We start from the raw sequence: 21,557 nt of genomic DNA, 5'->3' as shown, positions 1-21,557 counted from the left end.
GTCGCGCCGGCCGTCTGTTACCGGTCGCCATCCGTGGCACCGGTCTCTTTCGGTCATGGCGTGAGCTGTGCGCGATGGTCTTGTTTCCCGCTCTCTGTCGTCATCGACAGGCCCCGGAGTCCGTGCCCGAAGAGGCAGGAGGACCCGGTGGACACCGCAGCCGACGCAGACGCCATGCGCCGAGCCATTGAGCTCGCCGCCCGCGGACTCGGCTCCACCAGCCCCAATCCGGTCGTCGGATGCGTCATCACCGACGCCTCGGGCGCACGCGTCGGGGAGGGCTTCCACCAGCGGGCCGGCGGCCCGCACGCCGAGGTCCACGCCCTCGAAGCCGCAGGCGGCAAGGCCCGCGGCGGCACCGCGTACGTCACCCTCGAACCCTGCAACCACACCGGCCGCACCGGCCCCTGCGCCCAGGCGCTCATCGCGGCCGGCGTCACTCGCGTCTTCTACGCGGTCGGCGATCCAAACCCCCAGGCCACCGGTGGCGCCGACACACTGCGCGCGGCCGGCGTCCAGGTCGCGCAGGGCCTCCTCGCCGACGAGGCCGAGGCGGTCAACGCCGCCTGGCTCACCTCCGTACGGCTCGGCCGCCCCCACGTCACCTGGAAGTACGCGGCGACGCTCGACGGCCGGATCGCCGCGGCCGACGGCACCAGCCGCTGGATCACCTCCGCCGAGTCCCGCGCCGACGTCCACCGGCTGCGCGCCGCGTCCGACGCCGTGGTCGTCGGCTCCGGCACCGCCCGCACCGACGACCCGCACCTCGCGGTCCGCGGTATCGAGGGAGCAACTCAGCCACTGCGCCTGGTGGTTGACACCAATGCCACCGCCGTCAAACCGGGCGCCCGCGTCCTCGACGACGCCGCGCCCACGCTGATCGCGGTCGCCGAGGACGCCGACGCGGCCCACCTGCCCGAAGCGGCGGTCGTGCGCATCGCGCGCACCGCCACCGGCCTTGACATCCCGGCCCTGCTCGCCGCCCTGCACGCGCGGGGCGTGCGCTCCGTACTCCTCGAAGGCGGCCCGACACTGGCCGGCGCCTTCGTCGCCGCGGGCGCCGTCGACAGGGTCGTCGGCTACCTCGCGCCCGTCCTGCTCGGCGCCGGGCCCGGCGCCCTCGCCGACGCCGGAATCTCCACCATCGCCGAGGCGTTGCGTCTCGACATCAGCGAGACCGTGCGCATCGGCCCCGATCTGCGCATTACTGCTACCCCTTCCGTCAAGGAGCGTTGAGCGTGTTCACCGGAATCGTCGAAGAGCTGGGTGAGGTCACCGCCATCGAGAACCTCGGTGACGCCTCCCGCTTCCGTCTGCGCGGCCCCGTCGTCACCGAGGGCGCCGGCCACGGCGACTCGATCGCAGTCAACGGCGTGTGCCTGACCGTCGTGGAGTTCGGGGACGGCGAGTTCACCGCCGACGTGATGGAGGAGACGCTGAAGCGCTCCAGCCTCGGCGCCCTCGAAATCGGCTCCCGGGTCAACCTGGAGCGGCCCATGGCCGTCGGCGGCCGGCTCGGCGGACACATCGTGCAGGGCCACGTCGACGGCACCGGCACGATCGTGGCGCGCACGCCCTCCGAGAACTGGGAGATCGTCAAGATCTCGCTGCCCGGGGACCTCTCCCGGTACGTCGTGGAGAAGGGCTCCATCACCGTGGACGGCGTCAGCCTCACCGTCGTGGAGGCCGCCGCCGACTACTTCACCATCAGCCTCATCCCGACCACCCTCGCGCTGACCACGCTCGGCATCAAGCAGCCCGGCGACCCGGTCAACCTAGAGGTCGACGTCATCGCCAAGTACGTCGAGCGGCTGCTCGGCGCCAGCCACGGGGGGAACGACAAGTGAGCGCAGTGAACTGGCTGAACGGCGAGGCCTTCACGGTCTTCGGGCAGCACATCAAGTGGTCGGACATGATCGGCAACACGATCGGGCTCATCGCCCTCGCGCTCGGCTGGCGGCGCTCCATATGGACCTGGCCCGCCCAGTTCGTGTCGGGCCTCATCCTGTTCGTGGCCTTCGCCGCCGGACACCTCTCCGGCAGCGCGGGCAAGCAGGTCGTGGTGATGGCCGTGGCGGCGGGCGGCTGGTTCGCCTGGAGCCGCGGCAGGCAGCAGGCGCAGGACGGCACCATCGCCGTACGGTTCGCCACCTGGCGCGAGCGGGCCTTCCTGCTCGGCGGCGCCGCCCTCGGCACGGTGGCCGTCGCGAGCCTCTTCACCGCCTACCCGTCGCTGTCCTGGGACCCGTGGCCCGACGCCTACGTCTTCGTCGGCACCGTCGTCGCCATGTTCGCCCAGGCCCGGGGAATGGTCGAGTTCTGGTTCGCCTGGCTGCTGGTCGACCTCGTGGGCGTGCCCCTCAACTTCGCCAACGGCTACGCCTTCTCCGGCTTCGTCTACGTCATATACGGCGCGCTCGTCCTGTGGGGCCTGCGCGACTGGTGGCTGCGCTCGCGCACGAGCGTCAAGCCCGTCCTGGAAGGAGCGACGGCATGACCACGCACGCACCCACCTGGTACTCCACCGACAACCGCGAGGACCTCTCCCTCGACCCCATCGAGCAGGCCATCCGCGACATCGCGGCCGGCCGCCCCGTGGTCGTCGTGGACGACGAGGACCGCGAGAACGAGGGCGACCTCGTCATCGCCGCCGAGATGGCCACCCCCGAGATCGTCGCCTTCATGATGAGTGAGTGCCGCGGCCTGATCTGCGCGCCCATGGAGGGCGAGGCGCTCGACCGCCTCCAGCTGCCGCAGATGGTCGACCACAACACCGAGTCGATGAAGACGGCGTTCACCGTCTCCGTCGACGCGAGTGCCGCGCACGGCGTGAGCACCGGCATCTCCGCCGCCGACCGCGCCACCACACTGCGCCTGCTCGCCGACGGCCGGTCCGGCGCCGCCGACTTCGTACGCCCCGGCCACGTCTTCCCGCTGCGCGCCAAGCCCGGCGGCGTGCTCGTCCGCAACGGCCACACCGAGGCCGCGGTCGACCTCGCCCGGCTCGCCGGGCTCGCCCCGGCCGGCGCCATCGTCGAGATCGCGGGCGAGGACGGTGTGATGCTGCGGCTTCCCGAGCTCGTCCCGTTCGCCCGCAAGCACGGCCTGACGATCATCTCCATCGAGGACCTGATCGCCTACCGGCGCTCCGCGGAACCGACCGTCCGGCGCGAGGCCGAGGTCCATCTGCCCACCGCCTCCGGCGAGTTCACCGCATACGGCTACCGCTCCACGGTCGACGGCGTCGAGCACGTCGCCCTCGTCCACGGCGAACTCGGTGACGGCGAGGACGTCCTGGTCCGGGTCCACTCCGAGTGCCTGACCGGCGACATCTTCCACTCCCTGCGCTGCGACTGCGGCCCCCAGCTCCAGGCCTCGATGGAACGCATCACCGAGGCCGGCCGCGGCGTCGTGGTCTACCTGCGCGGCCACGAGGGGCGCGGCATCGGCCTCCTGTCCAAGCTGCGGGCGTACGAACTCCAGGAGCGCGGCCGCGACACGCTGGACGCCAACCTGGAACTCGGCCTGCCCGCCGACGCCCGCGACTACGCGGCGGGCGCCCAGATCCTCGCCGACCTCGGCGTGCACAGCCTGCGGCTCATGACCAACAACCCCGACAAGATCACCGCGCTCGTACGGCACGGCCTGAAGGTGTCGGGACGCGAGCCCATGCCCGTCCAGGCGGGCGAGCACAACCTGCGGTACCTGCGGACCAAGCGGGACCGGATGGGCCACGACCTGCCGTGGCTGGACAGCGACCCGACGTCGATGTCCGCCTGCGGCAACCAGTAAGCACACCCGAGAAACACCTGAGGAGAGCACGTGAGTGGCAAGGGCGCACCCGAACTGTCCGTACGCAACTGCGGAGACCTCCGCGTCGCCGTGATCGCGGCACAGTGGCACGAGAAGGTGATGGACGGACTCGTCGACGGCGCGCTGCGCGCCCTGCACGAACTCGGCATCGACGAGCCGACGCTGCTGCGCGTCCCCGGCAGCTTCGAACTGCCGGTCGTGGCGAAGGTGCTCGCCGGCCGCGGCTACGATGCCATCGTCGCGCTCGGCGTCGTCATCAGGGGCGGCACCCCGCACTTCGAGTACGTGTGCCAGGGTGTCACCAACGGCCTCACCCAGGTCAGCGTGGACACCGGCGTACCCGTCGGCTTCGGCGTGCTGACCTGCGACACCGAGGAGCAGGCCCTGGACCGGGCCGGCCTCGAAGGGTCGAACGAGGACAAGGGGCATGAAGCGGTCACCGCCGCCGTCGCCACCGCTACCACGCTGCGCACCGTCAGCGAACCCTGGCGCTGAGCGAGCGACCCCACCCCTTACCCTAAGAAGCATCATGGCGAACAAACCCCCCAAGAGCTTCGAAGAGCTCTTCACCGAGCTCCAGCTCAAGGCCGCCAACGGCGACCCGGCCACCTCTCGCACCGCCGAGCTGGTGGACAAGGGCGTGCATGCCATCGGCAAGAAGGTCGTCGAGGAGGCCGCCGAAGTCTGGATGGCCGCCGAGTACGAGGGCAAGGAAGCCGCCGCCGAGGAGATCTCGCAGCTGCTGTACCACGTCCAGGTGATGATGGTCGCGCGCGGGATCACCCTCGACGACGTCTACGCCCACCTTTAAGCACGCCGGAACTTCACACTTCACCGAACGAAGGAAGCTGACCTCATGCTGCGCATCGCCGTCCCCAACAAGGGTTCACTGTCCGGACCTGCGTCGGCGATGCTCCATGAGGCCGGCTACCAGATGCGCAAGGAGTCGAAGGAGCTCGTCCTCGTCGACCCCGAGAACGAGGTCGAGTTCTTCTACCTGCGCCCCAAGGACATCGCGATCTACGTGTCCGCGGGCAGGCTCGACATCGGCATCACCGGCGAGGACCTCCTGGTCGACTCCGGTGCGAACGCCGAGGTGATCCTGCCGCTCGGCTTCGCCCGCTCCACCTTCCGCTACGCCACCAAGCCCGGCACCGCGAACGGCATCGCCGACTTCGGCGGCATGACGATCGCGACCTCCTACGAGGGCATCGTCGCCAAGCACCTCGCGGACAACGGCGTCGACGCCTCCGTCGTCCACCTCGACGGCGCCGTCGAGACCGCCATCGAACTGGGCGTCGCCCAGGTCATCGCGGACGTCGTGGAGACCGGCACCTCGCTGCGCAACGCGGGCCTCGAAGTCATCGGCGAGCCGATCATGAAGTCCGAGGCGGTCGTCATCCGCCGCACCGGTGCCACCGCCGACGACCCGAAGGTCCAGCAGTTCCTGCGCCGCCTCCAGGGCGTCCTGGTGGCCCGCAGCTACGTGATGATGGACTACGACTGCCGCGCCGAGCACCTGGAGCGCGCCGTCGCCCTCACTCCGGGCCTGGAGTCGCCGACGATCTCCCCGCTGCACAACGAGGGCTGGGTCGCGGTCCGCTCGATGGTCCCCGCCAAGGACTCCCAGCGGGTCATGGACGACCTGTACGAGCTGGGCGCCCGCGCGATCCTCACCACGGCCATCCACGCCTGCCGCCTCTGAGCGCCCGCTCCGTGCCCGGACCTCATGGTCTGGACACGGCCTTTGACGCCCGGCCCGCGACAGCTACGAAAGTGAACGACACCGTGTCCGCCCCCGCACCCCAACCGCCCGTCCTCCCGGTCACGTTCAGGCCGACCCGCACCCGGGCCGTCCTGCTGATCAGCGGAGCCGCCATGTTCGTCGCCATGACGGCCATGTCGCTGCTCCTGGACGGTCTGAGCGGGGGCGAGCGGGGCAGCTTCATCCTCATGGCCGCCCTGTTCCTCGGGGTGCTCGTGCTGCTCAGCAGGCCCAAGGTCGTCGCCGACGACGCGGGCGTCACGGTCGTCAACCTCACCGCCAGGCGCCGGCTCGCCTGGGCGGAGATCCTCCGGGTGAACCTCCGTCCGGGCGACCCCTGGGTCTTCCTCGACCTCAGCGACGGCACCAGCCTGCCCGCGCTCGGCATCCAGCCCGGAATCGGCCGGGCCCAGGCGATCCGCGACGCCAAGGCGCTGCGCGCCCTCGCCGAAACCCGCGGCACGCACACCGATTCACCCGGCACGGCTCACGACAACGGCTGAGCCCCCTGCCCCACCAGGCACCATCTTGATTACCCTGATGTCGGCGGCGCCGAGCGCGCCCCGCCCCGCACACGGGCCCGCACCATCGGCCGCGGGGCACCAGCGACCCGAGGAGTGACTCCCTCCAGCAATGGACGGATCGTCCGGTAGTACCTGCGCCGTCCCCTCCCAGGAGGCGGCGGCATGACGTTCACGCTTCTGCCGCTGGCCGCGGCATTCCTTCTGATCCTCGCCAACGGATTCTTCGTGGCGGCCGAATTCGGCCTGGTCACCGTCGACCGGCCGGACGCCGAGCGCGCCGCCGCCGAGGGCGACCGCCGGGCCCGCACCGTGGTGGCGGCCCTGCGCGAGCTGTCCTTCCAGCTGTCCGGCACCCAGCTCGGCATCACCATCACCTCGCTGGTCGTCGGCATGCTCGCCGAACCGGCGCTCGCCGACCTGCTCGACGGCCCCATCGGCGCCACCGGCCTCCCGGCCGGCGCCGCCTCGGGCATCAGCGTCGTCCTCGGCATGCTGCTCGCCGCCGCCGTCCAGATGGTGATCGGCGAGCTCGTCCCGAAGAACTGGGCGGTCTCCCGGCCGCTCCAGGTGGCCCGCTTCGTCGCCGGCCCGCAGAACCGCTTCTCGCGGCTCTTCCGCCCGGTGATCGCCCTGCTCAACACCGTCGCCAACCGCCTGGTGCGGGCGCTCGGGGTGGAGCCCGCCGACGAGCTGGCCTCCGCCCGCACCCCCGGCGAACTGGTCTCCCTGGTCAAGCACTCGGCCCAGGCCGGCGCGCTGGAACAGGACACCGCCGACCTCTTCGTACGGACCCTCTCACTCGGCCACCTCACCGCCGAGAACGTCATGACCCCGCGCGTCAAGGTCAGCGCCCTGCAGACCACCGCGACCGCCGCCGACGTCCTCAACCTCACCCGGGCCACCGGACTCTCCCGCTTCCCGGTCTACCGGGACCGGATCGACGAGGTCGTCGGCATGGTCCACCTCAAGGACGCACTCGCGGTGCGGCCGGCGGAACGGCTGCGCACCCCGGTCGGCCTGATCGCCGTGCCGCCGCTGCTCGTACCGGAGACGCTGCCGGTGCAGCAGCTCCTCGAACGGCTGCGCAGCGAACAGCCCATAGCCGTCGTCGTGGACGAGTACGGCGGCACGGCTGGCGTGGTCACCCTCGAAGACATCGTCGAGGAACTGGTCGGCGAGGTGCGTGACGAACACGACGGCGCGGATGCCGCCCGTCCCGAACTGGCCGTGGTGGCCGGCGAGGACGGCCGGCCCGCCTGGGAGGCCGACGGCAGCTGCCGGATCCTCTCGCTGCGCCGGATAGGCCTCGCCGCGCCCGAGGGCCCGTACGAGACCGTGGCCGGACTGGTCGCCGACCTGCTCGGCCGGATCCCGGTACCGGGCGACCGGGTCGAGCTGCCGGGCTGGCGGATCCAGGTCCGCCAGGTGGAGCGGTACCGCGCGGAGCGGGTCCGCTTCGTGCGGGCGGCCGACGTGCCGGTGGTCGACGTGCCGGTGGCGGGGGCCGTCCGATGAGCCTGCTCCAACTCCTGTTCGCGCTGCTCCTCGTGCTCGCCAACGGCTTCTTCGTCGGCGCCGAGTTCGCGCTCGTCTCCGTACGCCGCAGCCAGATCGAACCGCTCGCCGGTGAATCCGCCCGAGCCCGCCAGGTGCTGCACGGCTTGGAGAACCTGCCGCAGATGATGGCGGCCGCCCAATTCGGCATCACCGTCTGCTCGTTGACGCTCGGCGCGGTCGCCGAGCCGACCGTGGCCCGGCTCCTTGAGCCCGTCTTCCAGGCGGCCCGGCTGCCCGAGGGCCTGGTCCACCCGCTCGGCTACGTCATCGCCCTCGCCCTGGTGGTCTCGCTCCACCTCGTCATCGGCGAGATGGTCCCGAAGAACCTGGCGATGGCGGCGCCCGAGAAGACCGCGCTCTGGTTCAGCCCGGGCCTGGTCGCCTTCGCCCGGGTCTGCAAGCCCGTGACGATCACGCTCGGCGCCTGCGCACGGCTGATCCTGAAACTGTTCCGGGTCGAGCCGAAGGACGAGGTGGAGGCCGTTTTCACCAGCGTCCAGCTCGGCCGTCTCGTCGAGGACTCCGGCCAGGCCGGGCTGCTCGCGCCCGAGGCCCAGGAACGCCTGGAGGACGCCCTGGAACTGGGCAGCCGCCCGGTGACGGACGTCCTGCTCGACCGGGCCTCGCTGATCACGGTCGGCTGCTCGGTGACGCCCCGGGAGCTGGAGGAGCTGACGGTACGCACCGGATACTCCCGCTTCCCGGTGTGCGCGGAGGGCGGCGCCTTCATGGGCTTCCTGCACGTCAAGGACGTACTGGACGTGGAGGACCGGGAGCGCGCGGTGCCGCAGAAGCTGTGGCGGCCGCTCGCCGTGCTGCGCGCCGAACTGCCCCTGGACGACGCCTTGACGGTGATGCGCCGCGCGGCCGCGCACCTCGCCCAGGTCGCGGACGGTTCGGGCCGGGTGCTCGGCCTGGTCGCCCTGGAGGACGTCCTGGAAATGCTGGTGGGCGAGGTCCGCGACCCCGCCCACCGCGAGGAGCCCACCCCGCTGACGCGCTTCGCCGAACCCCGCAGCGAACAGGCGGAACAGGCGCTGGCGCGCTAGGGGTGTCCGGCGGGTCATGGCCGAGGGCGCGACGCCCGGCCCGCCGGACACCGCCTACAGCGGATCCTGCGGGTCGCGGCGCGTGGGGCCGCGACCCGACAGGACCTCTCCGTACGCCTGCATCAGATCGGGCAGCCGCAGGGTGGACAGATCGTCCCGGGTGGGTGTCGACGGGTACATCGACAGCCTCAAGTCGCGGTAGGCGCAGCTCTTTTCGTACAGGGTGCGCAGGAAGCGGCCGTTGCCGAGCTCGTCGATCCAGCCCTGGTCCACCACGTGCCCGCTGATCGAGCGCAGCTCCTCCAGCGCCTCCTCGTCCCAGACGTCCCCGTTCTCGCCCGCGAGCACCTCGCCGATCGAGGTGAGTTCGAGCGGCCGGTACGAGGGGAAGTCGACCCGGGTGGTGAAGCGGGAGGACAGGCCGGGGTTGGCGGCGAGCAGCCGGTCCATGCCCTCGGGGTAGCCCGCGAGGATGACCACCAGGTGGTCGCGGTTGTCCTCGGCGCGCTTGAGGAGTACCTGGAGTGCCTCGTCGCCGTAGGCGTCGCCCTTGCTGTAACCGGAGTTGGAGAGCGAGTACGCTTCGTCCACGAAGAGCACTCCGCCCAGTGCCGAGTCGATCAGCTCATTGGCCTTGACGGCCGTCTGGCCGAGGAACTCGCCCACCAGGTCGGCTCGTTGGGCCTCCACCAGGTGATCGCCGCCGAGCAGTCCGAGCGCGTAGAAGACCCGGCCCAGGATGCGGGCCACGGTGGTCTTGCCGGTGCCGGAGGGGCCGGAGAAGACAAAGTGACGTTTCGGCGGCTGCACCGGCAGGCCCTGACTGGCCCTGAGCCGGGCCATGTTGAGCTGCGCGGAGAGCGCCTTGACCTGGCGCTTGACCGGTTCGAGACCGACCATCCGCTCCAGTTCGGCGAGCGCTTCGGCGAGCAGCACGGCATCGGTGGGCCCGGCCGGGAACTGCGGGGGACCGGGCTGGGCCGGCACGCCCGGCTTCTCCCGTACGCCGTCGGGCAGGGCCCGGGGCGGCCCGGCCGGCGGCAGTTGCGGCTCGCTGCCGGGTCTGAGCTCGCGGCCCTCGGGCGGATCGAGGCCCAGGGCGGAATCGGCGTCCGCCTCCACGGTGTCGCCGAAGCCGGACAGGGCGACCGCGGCGAGGTCGGGGGAGTCCTCGGAGCCGTCGAACCCGTCGTTCTCGGTGATCGCGGTGAGCCGCGCGGCGGTGTCCATGAACGCCGGGTCGACCCGGTGCACGGCCCGGTACAGGGGGAGCGCCGCGGCTGAGCGCCCGGTGCCCTCGTGGGCGCGGGCCAGCCAGTAGCGCAGCTCCTTGCGCTGGGGCTGTTCACTGCGGCAGCGCATCAGCGCGGCCGAGAGCAGCGGCTCGGCCTGGCCGAACATCTCCAGGCGGACCCGGGCCATCCCGCCGAAAAGCCCGGCCTCGATGCCGAGCAGCGGATCGTCCACCAACGGCTCGGTGTGGCGGACGAGTTGCTCCCAGTCCTTGACGAGATAGGCGCGGCAGGCGTGCAGGAAGCGCACCTGGGGATCGGCGTCGACGGGCGGCAGCCCCGCCAACGCCCGGTCCAGCTCCGGGACATGGCGTCCGTCCAGCCAGTGCGAGGCGTGGGCGAGCAGCAGATCGCGCGGGCTCTCCAGGACCGGCTGCACCCACCAGCCGAGCCAGTACCAGGAGTTGAGGGCCCTGCGGTGTCCGGCCCGCTGTTCCCCGAACCGCGCGCGGTGACGGTACATGCGCAGCAGGGCGGTCGTGGTGTCCACGCGCAGCGCGTGCAGTCCCAGCCAGCCGTCCGCCATCGCGGGATCGAGCCGCACGGCCGTGCGGAACTCCTCCTCGGCCTGCGGATAGGCGCCCATGGTGTACGCATCCACACCGCGCAGCCAGGCGAGATCGGCCGGGGCGTGCGCGCCCGTAGTGCCGAAGTCCATCACGTCCCCCACCACCGTGCCCCGTGCTGAACCGCCAATTCACACAAGGGAATTGACGGGAGTTGACCGCACCGATGTGCATCGTACCTGCGGGAAGGCCTGCTGCCGAAGGGGGCGCGGGGGGCGCTCTGGCGGTGACCCAGGGTGAGCGGAATGCCCTGCGTGACGGGCCCGATGCGGAAAATTGGGGCAGAACGAAGCCCCCGATCACGGGGGAACAACCGGGGGCTTCGCGTCTGCGGCGGCTTCGGAAAGCCGCACATTGAGAACGTAAGACCTGTATGGCCCCCGGGTCAAGCGGAGTTGAGGCACTCTCGAGGCTGTTTTGCGCCGGTTCAATGCGGTGGGGTGAGCTCATCACCCTCAGTGATGACGCGGTTCGCACGCGCTGCCGAATCAGGCCCCGGGAGCCACTCGTACCCCTCCCGCCCCTGGCGTACCAGGGTGTCGGCGAAGGGCCTCGACGGGTCCTCGGTGAAATGGCGTATCTCCGCCTCCGTCCAGTCGTCCCAGAAAGCGGAGAGTCCGATTCCATCGCGTTGCCGGCCCCGTACCCAGGAGGCTTCCGCGTCGAGCTCCATCCACAGCAGCAGGGCCAGTGAGGGCCGCAGCGCCCGGCGGCCGGCCCCCACCCCCTCGATCAGCACCACGGGCGCGGGCTCCAGGACGCGGGCCGCCCCGAAGCGCCGGAGGTTCCAGTCGTACGGGTCGTAGCGCGCGGCCCCGCCGCGCTCGAACGGGTCGAGGACCTGTCGGCGGAACCGGTCCGTCCAGTCGAAGAACTCCTCGTGGGTGGCCAGATCATCCAGGTGCAGCACCGGCGCCCCGCCCAGTTCCGCCGCGAGCCGCGCCGCGAACGTGGACTTCCCGGAGCCCGCGTGCCCGTCGACCCCGACCAGCCGCACCGGTCCGCAGGACGGCGTCAACTCGCTGATGCGTACGGCCAGTTCGGGCAGGTCGGTCTCGGGGGGCGGGGTGCTGTTCATGCGTCCTTCCCGGGTCTGCGGCGGCTGGGGCGGATCCGTGCGGGGCGGCGTGCGCGAAAGCGCAGGTCGGCCCATGGGACTCCGACCGTACCCCGGTGGCCGGTGCGGATCCGGTGCGCCGCTTCGGGTCCCGGGTCCGGGGGCGCGGGCATCGGCACCCCCGCAGGTCACGCCAGTGGTCGAGACCAATATTGGCGGCGGGACGCGGGGCGAATCACTGGCCGAAGGGCCGCCGGACCCGGGATAGTTGGGCCGCCGACGTGCACCCGCCGCCCCATCCATGACCGACTGGGGGTCCTACCGTGACCAGCTCCACCCCGCGCAGAACCGTCCTCGCCGCAGCCGTCGCCTTCGCGGCCGGTGCGACCGTGACCGCCTCGGCCGGACCGGCGGCGGCCTCCGGCGGCCCGTCCCGGCCGAGGCGGGCCCCGAAGCTCGTGGACAACCATGCCTGGATCTCGCAGGCCCAATGGCGCTCGGGCAGCGCCGACGGGGTGCGCGCCGAAGGGGGCCGCCGTCCCGGCATCGTCATCGACGAGCCCGCCGCAAGCACCGCCTACACCGATCCGCACACCCACAAGACCGCCACCTGGGAGTACGCGAGCTGGACCTCCCCGGTGCACCGCTCCGCCGTCCCCGCCACCGAGGCCGTCGCCCACTGGAACGCGCACGCCCCGGCCGGCACCTGGCTCCAGGTCGAACTGCTCGGCACCTATACGGACGGCACCGCCACACCCGCGTACGTCATGGGCCGCTGGACCGCGGGCGACGGCGACACCGACATCCGGCGCACCTCCGTCGACGGCCAGGGCGACGGCAAGAGCTCGATCTCCACCGACACCTTCGCGATCGACACCCCGGCCGGGGGCCTGCGGCTGGCCGCCTACCAGCTGCGGGTCACCCTCTACCGGCTCCCGGGCAGCGGGCTCACACCCACCGTGTGGCGGCTCGGCGCCATGGCCTCCGACATCCCGGACCGGTTCACGGTGGATGCCTCGACCCCGGGATTCGCGGGCGAGCTGGAGGTGCCGCGCTACTCGCAGGAGGTCCACAAGGGCCAGTACCCGCAGTACGACAACGGCGGCGAGGCCTGGTGCAGCCCCACCTCCTCGCAGATGATCACCGAGTACTGGGGGCGGAAGCCCAGCGCCGCCGACCTCGCCTGGGTCGACCCGTCCTACGCCGACCCGCAGGTCTGCCAGGCCGCCCGGGGCACCTACGACTACCAGTACGCGGGCTGCGGCAACTGGCCCTTCAACGCCGCGTACGCCGCCACGTACCAGGACATGAGCTCCGTGGTGACCCGGCTGCGGTCGCTGACCGACCTGGAGACGCTGATCCGCGCGGGCATCCCCGCCATAACGTCCCAGTCGTTCCTGAAGACCGAGCTGACCGGCGCGGGCTACGGCACCTCGGGGCATCTGATGACGGTGATCGGCTTCACCGACGACGGCGACGTGATCGCCAACGACCCGGCCTCGCCGGACGACGCCGCCGTGCGCCGCGTCTACAAGAGGCGCGAGTTCGAGAACATCTGGCTGCGGACCAAGCGCCACAACGCGAGCGGAAAGGTGGTGTCCGGCACAGGGGGCGTCTGCTACCTGTACTGGCCCGCGCGTCCGACGGCCGGGCAGCGCAAGGCACTCGCGGCCGTGGGCATCGGCTGAGCGGCCACCGGCCCCCGGGGCAGTGACGAACGTCTCTCCCCCGGGGGACGGATCCGCTGGCACTGTGGAGAGGCCACCCGGGGGGACCGTGCACCGCCACACGACCGAGTGAGTTCCCATGACCCTGCCTGCCACCACCGCCGACGACCCCCGCGCGCTGGCCGAGCTCCGCGCCCGCACCGGCGGCCCCCAGGACACCGGCCCCAAGATCCTGGAGCACATCCTGGGCTGGACCCTCGTGGTGGTCCTCGCGATGCTGGTCACGCAGTCGGGCCTGCTGTAAGCGGTCTTGTGGGACCGCGGCCGACGAACGCCACTTCCCGTGGAGCGCTCAGTACGTGAGCTCCAGGCCGGGGTCGGCCTTCCAGTGCCGCTTCGGGACGCCGACCAGACCGTAGAGCAGCCGCACCGGTGAACGCCGGGCCAGCAGGGTGTAGCCCGCCACCGCGGCGAAGACCGCGAGGCCCAGCGGCCACCCCGCGAGGCGCACCAGCAGACTCGCCCCGAGGGCGCCGGCGAACGGCAGCCCGTAGACCCCGGCCGCGGCGATGGCGACCGCCAGCACCCGCGCCACTTTGCGGTCCTCGTCCGCGCCCGGCAGCTCCCAGCCCTCCATCAGCCAGCCGATCTCCGTGATCAGCATCGTGCCGATCACCGCGGCCCCGAGGACGAGCAGGGCGAGGAACGTCCCCGAGGTCAGGAAGTGCAGCAGGTTGTTGGCCACGCTGTCCTTCGCCCAGTCCCGCAAGGCCCCCTGGCTCGTGGTCAGCAGACGGCGGTAGCCGGTCCCGTCCCAGCCGTGGACGAGCACCCCGAACAGCAGGAAGTGCGCGCCCACACACTGGAGGTACGCCCAGTAGCCCGCCCCCACGAGCACCAGCGACTGCGCCACGAGGAAGCCGAGCAGTGCGGCGACGACGGTGCCGCCCGCGTAGCACAGCACGAACCCGGCCCAGATCCCGTGGTGGTCGCGGGCCACCTGCATGGTCGCCCACGACGGGTTCCGCCACATCATGAAGAGTCCGGTGGGCACCAGGAGCACGGCCGCGAACAGTACCGTCAGCATCAGGTACGGGTTGGCGGCGCGGCTGCGGGTGCGTACGCCCTCCTCGTGCACCGAGCGCTGCCACCACTGGAGTTGGCGGGCCGCCGAGACGGCGAAGGCCGCGCCGGTTCCGTACGCCCAGAAGAGCGCGGCCTGGATCTGGATCACGATGCCCCCAGGGTCAGTCCGTTCGCGACGATCAAGTCCGAGGTGACCAGGGCCTGTTCGGCCGTGACGTCGGTCATGAAGACGAACGGCGGGACGACCGGCGGCACCGGCAGGGTGTCGGGGTCGAAGGTCAGACAGAGCAGCCCTTCGAGGCAGCCGCTGAACTTGGTGAGGTAGAGGGTCACATCACCGCTGAGGTCCAACGAGCGTGCGCCGAGGGCGAGTTCGTCGTGTCCGTCCCGGGTGCGGAGGCGGTAGTCGGTGAGCGAGGCCGACCTCATCTTGAGGATCATGGCCTTGAGGGGGCCGTGCGCGGTGGGCACGGTCGTCACCCCGGCGAGCAGGAAGCCGTCGGGTGCGAAGCGGGTGGTGGTGATGGTCGGCGGGACCGCCGGCGCGGTGACCGCGCCGGGCCGGGGAGCCTGGGTGATCGCCGTCCCGGCTACGGTGCTCAGCTGGGGCGCCTGCGCGATTGCCGCCGCGGCGGCCGTGCCTGGCTGCGGCGCCTGCGCGAGCGGCCACCCGCCGCCGATGGTGATGAGCAGGGCGACGGGCAGGGCCGCGGCGAGGGTGCGCTGGGTGCGGGCGTTCGGCGCCTGCGCCGCGGGTGCCTCCTTCGGGGTCCAGCCGAAGCCCATCGCGCTGCCCGCGATCCCCAGCGCCATCCCGACCAGGAACCCGCCGAGATTGGTGGCCGCGAACGACAGCACGGACAGGATCAGGGCGTTGACGGACACATAGTGCCGGGTGTGCGGCAGGAACCACAGGAAGAGCCCGGCGACGGCCAGGGCGAGCCCGATGCCGATCGCGGCGATGCCGCCGAGCCCGAGGCTGACCAGGATGGTCAGCGGCGACAGCGGCACGACGAGCAGTTCGACGCCGCCGAGCAGGAGGAAGAGCCCCGCCCAGAAGGGCCGCGTCCGCCGCCACCCCCGGAACACCCGCCGGGCTCCGGGCAGCGGCAGCCGCGCATCGAGCCATGCCGTCGGCCCCGCACCGGTCGAACCGTACGAAGCCGCGCCCCAGGAGGCCCGGCCGGGTTCGCGGGCGGTGGGTTCGGTACCCCCGGCCTGCCGCCGACCTGGCACCCGGCCCCGGGTGCCACCCTGCACCCCGACCTGCGGGCCGCTCTGCACATTCGGGGCCCCGGGCCGGGGTGCACCCTGTACCCCGCCCCGCGGGCCACCCTGCGCATCCGGGCCGTCGGCCCCATCGGCCGGCCCGGCCCCGCCCCGCAGGTGCCTCGCGGGAGCGGCCGTCCCGGACTGGGGGACCCGGAGCAACCCCACTCGTTTCAGAAGCACTTCTTGCCGCCGATGCTCACATCGACCTTCATCCCCTTCAGCCGGAAGTTGCCGCCGGTCGCCGACCAGGCATGCGACTTCACGCCGTTGACCTCGATGTCCCCGGCCTGCAGCCCGAACTTGCCCGGCTCGCCCTGGACGCCCTTCACCGCATCCAGCGTCGAGGCGTCCCGGCCGATCTGCGCCGTGCCGAAGCGGGCGTCGCCGACCAGGTCCGCACCGTCGATGACGAGGTCGCTGGCCGTGACCTCGCCCGCGTCACCGCCCGCCGTCAGTTTGAACACCACTGTTCCGACAGGGGTGTTGACCTCCGCCGACTGGCAGATGTCGCTGAGCTTGGCGTCGCCGATGCCGAGCAGCGCCACCGGGTGGCCCTTGCCGTCGACCGACCTGTCGGTCTGCACGAACGAGGAGAGCCCCGAACTGGTCAGCTTCCCCGACGCGACCTGGAAACTCGTTCCGGAGACCGCGAACGACGCGGCCAGCGCGCCCTCGGCCATCACATTGGCCATGATCCCGACCGCCACCACTGCCGGCAGGGCGACGACCGCGGTCTTCTTCCATGCTGTTCTGCCTTCGGCCAACGGCCGTCCAGCTGCGCTCACTTGATCCTCCCGTACGGTCCGTGTCCAGCGGTGCAGGGGGAGTGCGAATGCAGGTCTGCCATACTGCGGGCATCCTGTGGCAGTTGGAGACTAGGGCCGAATTTGAATAATAGTCAACAGCGCGGTACGACCGAGAGATCCCAGGTCCGCCGCTCCGAACTCATCGCAACCGGCCGGAAGTTGTTCGCGGACACCTCGTACGACGCGCTGTCGATGGACGACATCGCCCAGCACGCGGGGGTCGCGAAGGGCCTGATCTACTACTACTTCAAGTCCAAACGGGGCTACTACCTGGCCATCGTCGAGGACTCCGTCGCCGACCTGGTGTCCCGCGCCGGGAGCGACACCGATCTGCCCCGCGCCGAACGCGTCCACCGCACCATCGACGGCTATCTCCGCTACGCCGAGCACCACCAGGCGGCGTACCGGACGATCGTCACCGGCGGCGTCGGCTTCGACACCGAGGTGCAGGCCATCCGGGACGCCGTGCGCGAGGAGCTGATCGCCACCATCGCCTACGGCGCCTACGGCACCCGGGAGATACCGCCGCTCGCCCGGCTCGCCCTGCTCGGCTGGCTGGGCAGCGTGGAGAGCGTCACCCTGGACTGGCTCGGCACGCTGGAGCCGCCGCGCGACACGGTGCGCGAACTGCTCGTACGGATGCTGCGGCACACCCTCGACACCATCGAGGAGTTCGAGCCGTTCTGCCCGTCGCCCGATCCCGCCTAGCCGTGCCGAAGGGGCGGACGGCCGCCGCCGTCCGCCCCTCCAACTCCCTTGCTAGCCGATCGACTTGATGAGTTCACCGTTGCTGGTGTCGCCGCTCAGCTCCCAGAAGAAGGTCCCGCCGAGGCCCTGGTCGTTCTTGTAGGCCGTCTTCCCGGCGATGGTGGACGGGGTGTCGTAGCTCCACCAGTCGTTGCCGCAGTAGGCGTACGCCGTCCCCGCGACCGTCCCGTTGGCGGGGCACTTGGTCTTGAGCACCTTGTAGTCGTCGATGCCCTGCTCGTACGTTCCCGCCGCGGGCCCCGTCGCGGTGCCGCCGGGCGCCTGCTGCGTCACGCCCGTCCAGCCGCGCCCGTAGAAGCCGATGCCGAGCAGTAGCTTGCTCGACGGAACCCCGAGGCCCTTCAGCCTCTGGATGGCGGCGTCGGTGTTGAAGCCCTGCGTGGGGATCCCGCTGTAGGAGGTGAGCGGGGAGTGCGGGGCGGTCGGGCCCTGGGCCGCCCAGGCGCCGAAGAAGTCGTACGTCATCGGGTTGTACCAGTCGACGTACTGCGCGGCGCCCGCGTAGTCGGTGGCGTCCATCTTGCCGTTCGCCGAGGCGTCGGCGGTGATGGCTGCGGTGACCAGACTCGACCCGCCGAACTTCGAACGCAGCGCCGCCAGCAGGTTCTTGAACGCGTCGCGCCCGCTGGTGTCGCAGGAGAGGCCGCAGGCGTTGGGGTACTCCCAGTCGACGTCGATGCCGTCGAAGACGTCGGCCCAGCGCGGGTCCTTGACCAGGGAGTAGCAGGAATCGGCGAACGCGGCGGGGTTCTTGGCCGCCTCGCCGAAGCCGCCCGACCAGGTCCAACCGCCGAACGACCAGAGGACCTTGAGCCCGGGATGCTTCTTCTTGAGCTCCCTCAGCTGGTTGAAGCTGCCCGCGACCGGCTGGTTCCAGGTGTCGGCGGTGCCGTCGACGCTGGAGGCGGCGTCGTACGTCTTCTGGTAGTCGGCGTAGGCGTCGCCGATGGCGCACTTGCCGCCGGTGACATTGCCGAACGCGTAGTTGATGTGGGTCAGTCTGTCCGCCGAGCCCGAGGTCTCGATGTTCTTGACGTGGTAATTGCGCTGGTAGACGCCCCAGTCGGTGAAGTACCCGACGACCTTGGAACCGGCCGCGACGGGCCGGGGGGCCTGCTCGGGGGAGGCGGTCGCGCTGCCCGCGCCGGCGAGCAGGGTGACACCGAGCGCGGTCGTGCACACGGCGGCGAGCAGCGCCCGGAGCGGGGTACGCCCCGCTCGAACGGAGTTGAGGGCTTGGGGGAGGGCGTGGCGGCGGTGGGGTCCGAGCATCGTGATCTCCTCGTGGGGAGGGGGGGTGGGGGGCCGGTCACGGGTGCTTTGACATGAACGCACTAAGGCGCCGAGGGGAACGCTAGAAGGACTAGACCAGTGCGGTCAATGGTTCGGACCAATTCCGGAGGGCTCGGTTCCATGACGCCGCCCGGCGCGGAGCCCGGGGAAATCGTGATCTTGGAGCCAGTGACGGGACGCGTCCGATCGGGCATACTCACAGCGCCACAGCCGCCCGCCTGCTACTTCCGTGACCCGGAGGGGAAGGCAACGGGTGTAGAGCAGAGTCACCGGCGGCGCCGCCACACCCTGCGCGTGCGTCCGCCGAAGCGCCCGACAGGGAGGAGAGCGCCGCCATGCCCGACCGTGCCCCGCAGCCGGTGGAACGACAGCTGCCCACCGAGGAGGCCCGGGACCTTGTAGCGCTGGTGCGCGACATCGTCCAGCGGGAGATCGCACCTCAGGCCGCAGAGCAGGAGGATGCCGGGCACTTCCCGCGCGAGGTCTTCACCCTGCTCTCCGAAGCCGGACTGCTCGGCCTGCCGTACGACTCCGAGTTCGGCGGTGGCGACCAGCCCTACGAGGTCTACCTCCAGGTGCTGGAGGAGCTCGCCTCGGCCCGCCTCACGGTCGGCCTAGGCGTCAGCGTCCACTCACTCGCCTGCCACGCCCTCGCGGGCTACGGCACCAAGGAGCAGCAGGCCGAGCACCTGCCCGCCATGCTGGGCGGCGGCCTGCTCGGCGCGTACTGCCTCTCGGAGCCCTCCTCGGGATCCGACGCGGCATCGCTGCGCACCAAGGCCGTACGGGACGGCGCCGACTGGGTCATCACCGGCACCAAGGCCTGGATCACCCACGGCGGGCTCGCCGACTTCTACACCGTGCTGGCCCGCACCGGCGGCGAGGGCGCCCGCGGCATCACGGCCTTCCTCGTCCCGGGCGACGCCGAGGGGCTGACCCCGGCCGCCCCCGAGAAGAAGATGGGCATGAAGGGCTCGCCCACCGCCCAGCTCCACTTCGACGGCGTACGCGTCCCCGACGCGCGCCGCATCGGAGAAGAGGGCCAGGGCTTCGCGATCGCGCTCTCCGCGCTCGACTCGGGCCGGCTCGGGATCGCGGCCTGCGCGATCGGCGTCGCCCAGGCCGCACTCGACGAGGCGCTCTCGTACGCCACCGGGCGGCAGCAGTTCGGCCGCCCCATCGCCGACTTCCAGGGCCTGCGCTTCATGCTCGCCGACATGGCGACCCAGATCGAGGCGGGCCGCGCCCTGTACCTGGCCGCCGCCCGGCTCCGCGACGCGGGGCGCCCCTTCTCCCGGCAGGCCGCGATGGCCAAGCTGTTCTGCACGGACGCGGCGATGAAGGTGACCACGGACGCGGTCCAGGTCCTGGGCGGCTACGGCTACACGGCCGACTTCCCGGTCGAGCGGTACATGCGCGAGGCGAAGGTCCTCCAGATCGTCGAGGGCACCAACCAGATCCAGCGCATGGTCATCGCCCGCCACCTCGCGGGTCCGGAGACCCGCTGACCCCCACCCGGGCCGCCGCGAGCCGGGACCACTCCTGATCGCGGCGCCCCGGCAGGGCCCGCCCACTGCTCGCCCAGTGGTGCAGGGGGCGAAGCCCCCGCAGGGTCTGGGGCGAAGCCCCAGGGCTCAGCTTTCTCAACCCGGGTGGGCCTGAGCACCCCGACCGGTGGTGCCCGGTGGTGCTGGGGCCGCTGATCCGGCCCCCTGGGTATGGCCAGCAGGGGCTAGCTGACGTACCGTCAACTCCTTCCGTCCGGCAGGAGGTTGGCCATGCCGCAGGACCGCCCCGTCCCTCTCGACGAGTACCCCGTACACCAGGCCCCGCTCTCGATGAAGCACCTCGTCACCGGCGACCGCAACGCCTACGACCGCTGCATCTTCCACGCCTTCGACCACCAGGGCCGGGCCCTGCTCATCGCGGGCCTCGGGGTCTACCCCAACACCGGGGTGATCGACGCCTACGCCACCCTCCGCGTGGGCGACCGGCTGCACGCCGTCAGAGCCTCCGACGCCCTCACCGACGACCGCATGAACCTTTCCGTCGGCCCCCTGCGGATCACCGTCGACACCCCGTTGCGCCGCCTCACACTGCACTGCGCTCCCGATCCGGACGACCCGAATTCACTCTCGTACGAAATCGTCTGGAACGCGGACTTCCCCGCGCTGTGGGAACCCCATCACACGCAGCGCAAGGGGGACCGGCTCACGCTGGAGGGGCGCCGGTTCGTGCAGGCGGGGCACTGCACCGGCGTGATCCGCGTCGCCGGCGAGGAGATTCCCGTCACGGCGGGGGAGTGGACCGGGACGCGCGACCGCAGTTGGGGGGTGCGGCCGATCCCCGGCGAGGACGCCGGGCGCGGCGACGAGTACCGGCCGGAGGGGTTCCACTGGCTGTGGGTGCCGGCCCGCTTCGACGACCGGTTCGTCATGGTCATCGCCCAGGAGGACGCCGACGGCTACCGCACCCTCAACGAGGCGGTACTCGTCCGCGACGGCCACCGCGACGCCCAACTCGGCTGGCCCCAGGCCGACATCACCTACCGCCCCGGCACCCGCCACCCCGAGCGCGCGGTCATCCACCTCACCGACCAGTCCCGCAAGCCCCTCGAACTCGGCGTCGAGATCCTCGCCTCCTCACCCCTCGCGGTCGGCGCGGGCTATCCGCCCGCCGACGGCTGGCAGCACGGTACCTGGCAGGGCCGCGGCTGGACCGACCGTCAGACCTATGACCTGTCCGATCCGGCGGCCCACCCGATGGCCGCGTTCGGCGTGACCGACCACGCGGCCCGGTTCACCCTCGACGGGCAGACCGGTTACGGGATCTTCGAGCACGGCAGCTTCGGCCGCCACGACCCCAGCGGCTTCACCGACTACACCTCCGTCGCGCTCTGATCCGCCGCCCCGATCCGTCGCCCCGATTCGCCCCCCTGATCCTTTGCCCTGATCCGCTGCCCTGATCCCGTCTGTCCCGTCCGGTTCCGACCGGTTCCGTCTGAGATCCGCCGCCCTGGTCCCGTCTGATCCCGTCTGAGAT

21 protein-coding genes are annotated in these 21,557 nt (G+C 71.5%); 15 read left to right on the top strand and 6 right to left on the bottom strand.

The window, feature by feature from the left end:
* Positions 1–147 precede the first annotated feature (147 nt).
* The 10 genes from ribD (at position 148) to ACIBK6_RS12055 (ending at position 8,708) form a co-directional block, all read left to right on the top strand.
* Positions 148–1,236, top strand: a complete 1,089-nt coding sequence (gene ribD / locus ACIBK6_RS12100) for a bifunctional diaminohydroxyphosphoribosylaminopyrimidine deaminase/5-amino-6-(5-phosphoribosylamino)uracil reductase RibD (RefSeq protein WP_399051100.1) — start codon at positions 148–150, stop codon at positions 1,234–1,236.
* Positions 1,237–1,238: 2 nt separating this feature from the next.
* Complete coding sequence (locus ACIBK6_RS12095) at positions 1,239–1,847, top strand: riboflavin synthase (protein ID WP_399051099.1); 609 nt, start codon at positions 1,239–1,241, stop codon at positions 1,845–1,847.
* A 5-nt stretch (positions 1,848–1,852) separates the two neighbouring features.
* Positions 1,853–2,497 (top strand): nicotinamide riboside transporter PnuC, encoded by a 645-nt coding sequence (gene pnuC, locus ACIBK6_RS12090; RefSeq protein ID WP_399051434.1) that lies wholly within the window; start codon positions 1,853–1,855, stop codon positions 2,495–2,497.
* Positions 2,494–3,792, top strand: a complete 1,299-nt coding sequence (locus ACIBK6_RS12085; protein ID WP_399051098.1) for a bifunctional 3,4-dihydroxy-2-butanone-4-phosphate synthase/GTP cyclohydrolase II — start codon at positions 2,494–2,496, stop codon at positions 3,790–3,792. The genes pnuC and ACIBK6_RS12085 overlap by 4 nt, the downstream gene beginning before the upstream one ends.
* 30 nt (positions 3,793–3,822) lie before the next feature.
* Positions 3,823–4,308 (top strand): 6,7-dimethyl-8-ribityllumazine synthase, encoded by a 486-nt coding sequence (gene ribH / locus ACIBK6_RS12080; protein WP_399051097.1) that lies wholly within the window; start codon positions 3,823–3,825, stop codon positions 4,306–4,308.
* 34 nt (positions 4,309–4,342) lie between these two features.
* Complete coding sequence (locus tag ACIBK6_RS12075; RefSeq protein WP_399051096.1) at positions 4,343–4,624, top strand: phosphoribosyl-ATP diphosphatase; 282 nt, start codon at positions 4,343–4,345, stop codon at positions 4,622–4,624.
* A gap of 45 nt (positions 4,625–4,669) precedes the next feature.
* Positions 4,670–5,518, top strand: a complete 849-nt coding sequence (hisG, locus tag ACIBK6_RS12070; RefSeq protein WP_399051095.1) for an ATP phosphoribosyltransferase — start codon at positions 4,670–4,672, stop codon at positions 5,516–5,518.
* Positions 5,519–5,601: 83 nt separating this feature from the next.
* Positions 5,602–6,081 carry a PH domain-containing protein gene (locus ACIBK6_RS12065; protein ID WP_399051433.1) on the top strand — a complete coding sequence of 160 codons (480 nt, stop codon included), beginning with the start codon at positions 5,602–5,604 and terminating at the stop codon, positions 6,079–6,081.
* Between the two features lie 183 nt (positions 6,082–6,264).
* Positions 6,265–7,617, top strand: coding sequence for a hemolysin family protein (locus tag ACIBK6_RS12060; protein ID WP_399051094.1), 1,353 nt, complete (start codon positions 6,265–6,267; stop codon positions 7,615–7,617).
* Complete coding sequence (locus ACIBK6_RS12055) at positions 7,614–8,708, top strand: hemolysin family protein (protein WP_399051093.1); 1,095 nt, start codon at positions 7,614–7,616, stop codon at positions 8,706–8,708. The genes ACIBK6_RS12060 and ACIBK6_RS12055 overlap by 4 nt, the downstream gene beginning before the upstream one ends.
* Positions 8,709–8,762: 54 nt before the next feature.
* On the opposite strand, the gene ACIBK6_RS12050 is transcribed toward ACIBK6_RS12055, so the two are convergent.
* Both ACIBK6_RS12050 and ACIBK6_RS12045 read right to left on the bottom strand, forming a co-directional pair.
* Entirely contained in the window at positions 8,763–10,658 is a 1,896-nt protein-coding gene (locus ACIBK6_RS12050; protein WP_399051092.1) for an AAA family ATPase, read from the bottom strand.
* 335 nt (positions 10,659–10,993) lie between these two features.
* Positions 10,994–11,644: a uridine kinase gene (locus tag ACIBK6_RS12045; RefSeq protein ID WP_399051091.1), complete on the bottom strand. Its 651-nt coding sequence runs from the start codon at positions 11,642–11,644 to the stop codon at positions 10,994–10,996.
* A gap of 302 nt (positions 11,645–11,946) precedes the next feature.
* On the opposite strand from ACIBK6_RS12045, the gene ACIBK6_RS12040 reads away from it, so the two are divergent.
* Together ACIBK6_RS12040 and ACIBK6_RS12035 are read left to right on the top strand one after the other, a co-directional pair.
* Positions 11,947–13,311 (top strand): peptidase C39 family protein, encoded by a 1,365-nt coding sequence (locus ACIBK6_RS12040; protein ID WP_399051090.1) that lies wholly within the window; start codon positions 11,947–11,949, stop codon positions 13,309–13,311.
* 118 nt (positions 13,312–13,429) lie between these two features.
* Positions 13,430–13,594 carry an SCO1431 family membrane protein gene (locus tag ACIBK6_RS12035; protein WP_399051089.1) on the top strand — a complete coding sequence of 55 codons (165 nt, stop codon included), beginning with the start codon at positions 13,430–13,432 and terminating at the stop codon, positions 13,592–13,594.
* Between the two features lie 48 nt (positions 13,595–13,642).
* On the opposite strand, the gene ACIBK6_RS12030 is transcribed toward ACIBK6_RS12035, so the two are convergent.
* The 3 genes from ACIBK6_RS12030 to ACIBK6_RS12020 all read right to left on the bottom strand — a co-directional run bounded on the left by ACIBK6_RS12030 (position 13,643) and on the right by ACIBK6_RS12020 (position 16,433).
* Positions 13,643–14,524, bottom strand: a complete 882-nt coding sequence (locus tag ACIBK6_RS12030) for a hypothetical protein (RefSeq protein WP_399051088.1) — start codon at positions 14,522–14,524, stop codon at positions 13,643–13,645.
* Positions 14,521–15,489 carry a DUF6114 domain-containing protein gene (locus tag ACIBK6_RS12025; RefSeq protein ID WP_399051432.1) on the bottom strand — a complete coding sequence of 323 codons (969 nt, stop codon included), beginning with the start codon at positions 15,487–15,489 and terminating at the stop codon, positions 14,521–14,523. Before ACIBK6_RS12025 ends, ACIBK6_RS12030 begins: the two co-directional genes overlap by 4 nt.
* 329 nt (positions 15,490–15,818) lie before the next feature.
* A complete protein-coding gene (locus tag ACIBK6_RS12020; RefSeq protein ID WP_399051087.1) occupies positions 15,819–16,433 on the bottom strand; it encodes a DUF6230 family protein in 615 nt (204 codons plus the stop codon).
* Positions 16,434–16,535: 102 nt separating this feature from the next.
* On the opposite strand from ACIBK6_RS12020, the gene ACIBK6_RS12015 reads away from it, so the two are divergent.
* On the top strand, positions 16,536–17,162 hold the full coding sequence (locus ACIBK6_RS12015; protein WP_399051086.1) for a TetR/AcrR family transcriptional regulator: 627 nt from the start codon (positions 16,536–16,538) through the stop codon (positions 17,160–17,162).
* 51 nt (positions 17,163–17,213) lie between these two features.
* Here ACIBK6_RS12015 and ACIBK6_RS12010 read toward each other — a convergent pair whose 3' ends face one another.
* A complete protein-coding gene (locus ACIBK6_RS12010; RefSeq protein ID WP_399051085.1) occupies positions 17,214–18,494 on the bottom strand; it encodes a glycoside hydrolase family 18 protein in 1,281 nt (426 codons plus the stop codon).
* A gap of 356 nt (positions 18,495–18,850) precedes the next feature.
* On the opposite strand from ACIBK6_RS12010, the gene ACIBK6_RS12005 reads away from it, so the two are divergent.
* Both ACIBK6_RS12005 and ACIBK6_RS12000 read left to right on the top strand, forming a co-directional pair.
* Positions 18,851–20,023, top strand: coding sequence for an acyl-CoA dehydrogenase family protein (locus tag ACIBK6_RS12005; RefSeq protein ID WP_399051084.1), 1,173 nt, complete (start codon positions 18,851–18,853; stop codon positions 20,021–20,023).
* A 270-nt stretch (positions 20,024–20,293) separates the two neighbouring features.
* Entirely contained in the window at positions 20,294–21,415 is a 1,122-nt protein-coding gene (locus ACIBK6_RS12000) for a hypothetical protein (RefSeq protein WP_399051083.1), read from the top strand.
* Positions 21,416–21,557 lie beyond the last annotated feature (142 nt).

Source organism: Streptomyces sp. NPDC050485 (assembly GCF_044458185.1).
Classification (GTDB): Bacteria; Actinomycetota; Actinomycetes; order Streptomycetales; family Streptomycetaceae; genus Streptomyces.
The sequence above is the reverse complement of the archived record's forward strand: the minus strand, read 5'-3'. Positions and strand labels throughout refer to the sequence as shown.

What these genes read in the sequence shown, in the direction of transcription:
- ACIBK6_RS12085 (WP_399051098.1), top strand. Translation starts at nt 2,494, where the DNA reads ATGACCACGCACGCACCCACCTGGTACTCCACCGACAACCGCGAGGAC.
- ACIBK6_RS12075 (WP_399051096.1), top strand. Translation starts at nt 4,343, where the DNA reads ATGGCGAACAAACCCCCCAAGAGCTTCGAAGAGCTCTTCACCGAGCTC.
- hisG (WP_399051095.1), top strand. Translation starts at nt 4,670, where the DNA reads ATGCTGCGCATCGCCGTCCCCAACAAGGGTTCACTGTCCGGACCTGCG.
- ACIBK6_RS12060 (WP_399051094.1), top strand. Translation starts at nt 6,265, where the DNA reads ATGACGTTCACGCTTCTGCCGCTGGCCGCGGCATTCCTTCTGATCCTC.
- ACIBK6_RS12055 (WP_399051093.1), top strand. Translation starts at nt 7,614, where the DNA reads ATGAGCCTGCTCCAACTCCTGTTCGCGCTGCTCCTCGTGCTCGCCAAC.
- ACIBK6_RS12050 (WP_399051092.1), bottom strand. Translation starts at nt 10,658, where the DNA reads ATGGACTTCGGCACTACGGGCGCGCACGCCCCGGCCGATCTCGCCTGG.
- ACIBK6_RS12045 (WP_399051091.1), bottom strand. Translation starts at nt 11,644, where the DNA reads ATGAACAGCACCCCGCCCCCCGAGACCGACCTGCCCGAACTGGCCGTA.
- ACIBK6_RS12035 (WP_399051089.1), top strand. Translation starts at nt 13,430, where the DNA reads ATGACCCTGCCTGCCACCACCGCCGACGACCCCCGCGCGCTGGCCGAG.
- ACIBK6_RS12010 (WP_399051085.1), bottom strand. Translation starts at nt 18,494, where the DNA reads ATGCTCGGACCCCACCGCCGCCACGCCCTCCCCCAAGCCCTCAACTCC.
- ACIBK6_RS12005 (WP_399051084.1), top strand. Translation starts at nt 18,851, where the DNA reads ATGCCCGACCGTGCCCCGCAGCCGGTGGAACGACAGCTGCCCACCGAG.
- ACIBK6_RS12000 (WP_399051083.1), top strand. Translation starts at nt 20,294, where the DNA reads ATGCCGCAGGACCGCCCCGTCCCTCTCGACGAGTACCCCGTACACCAG.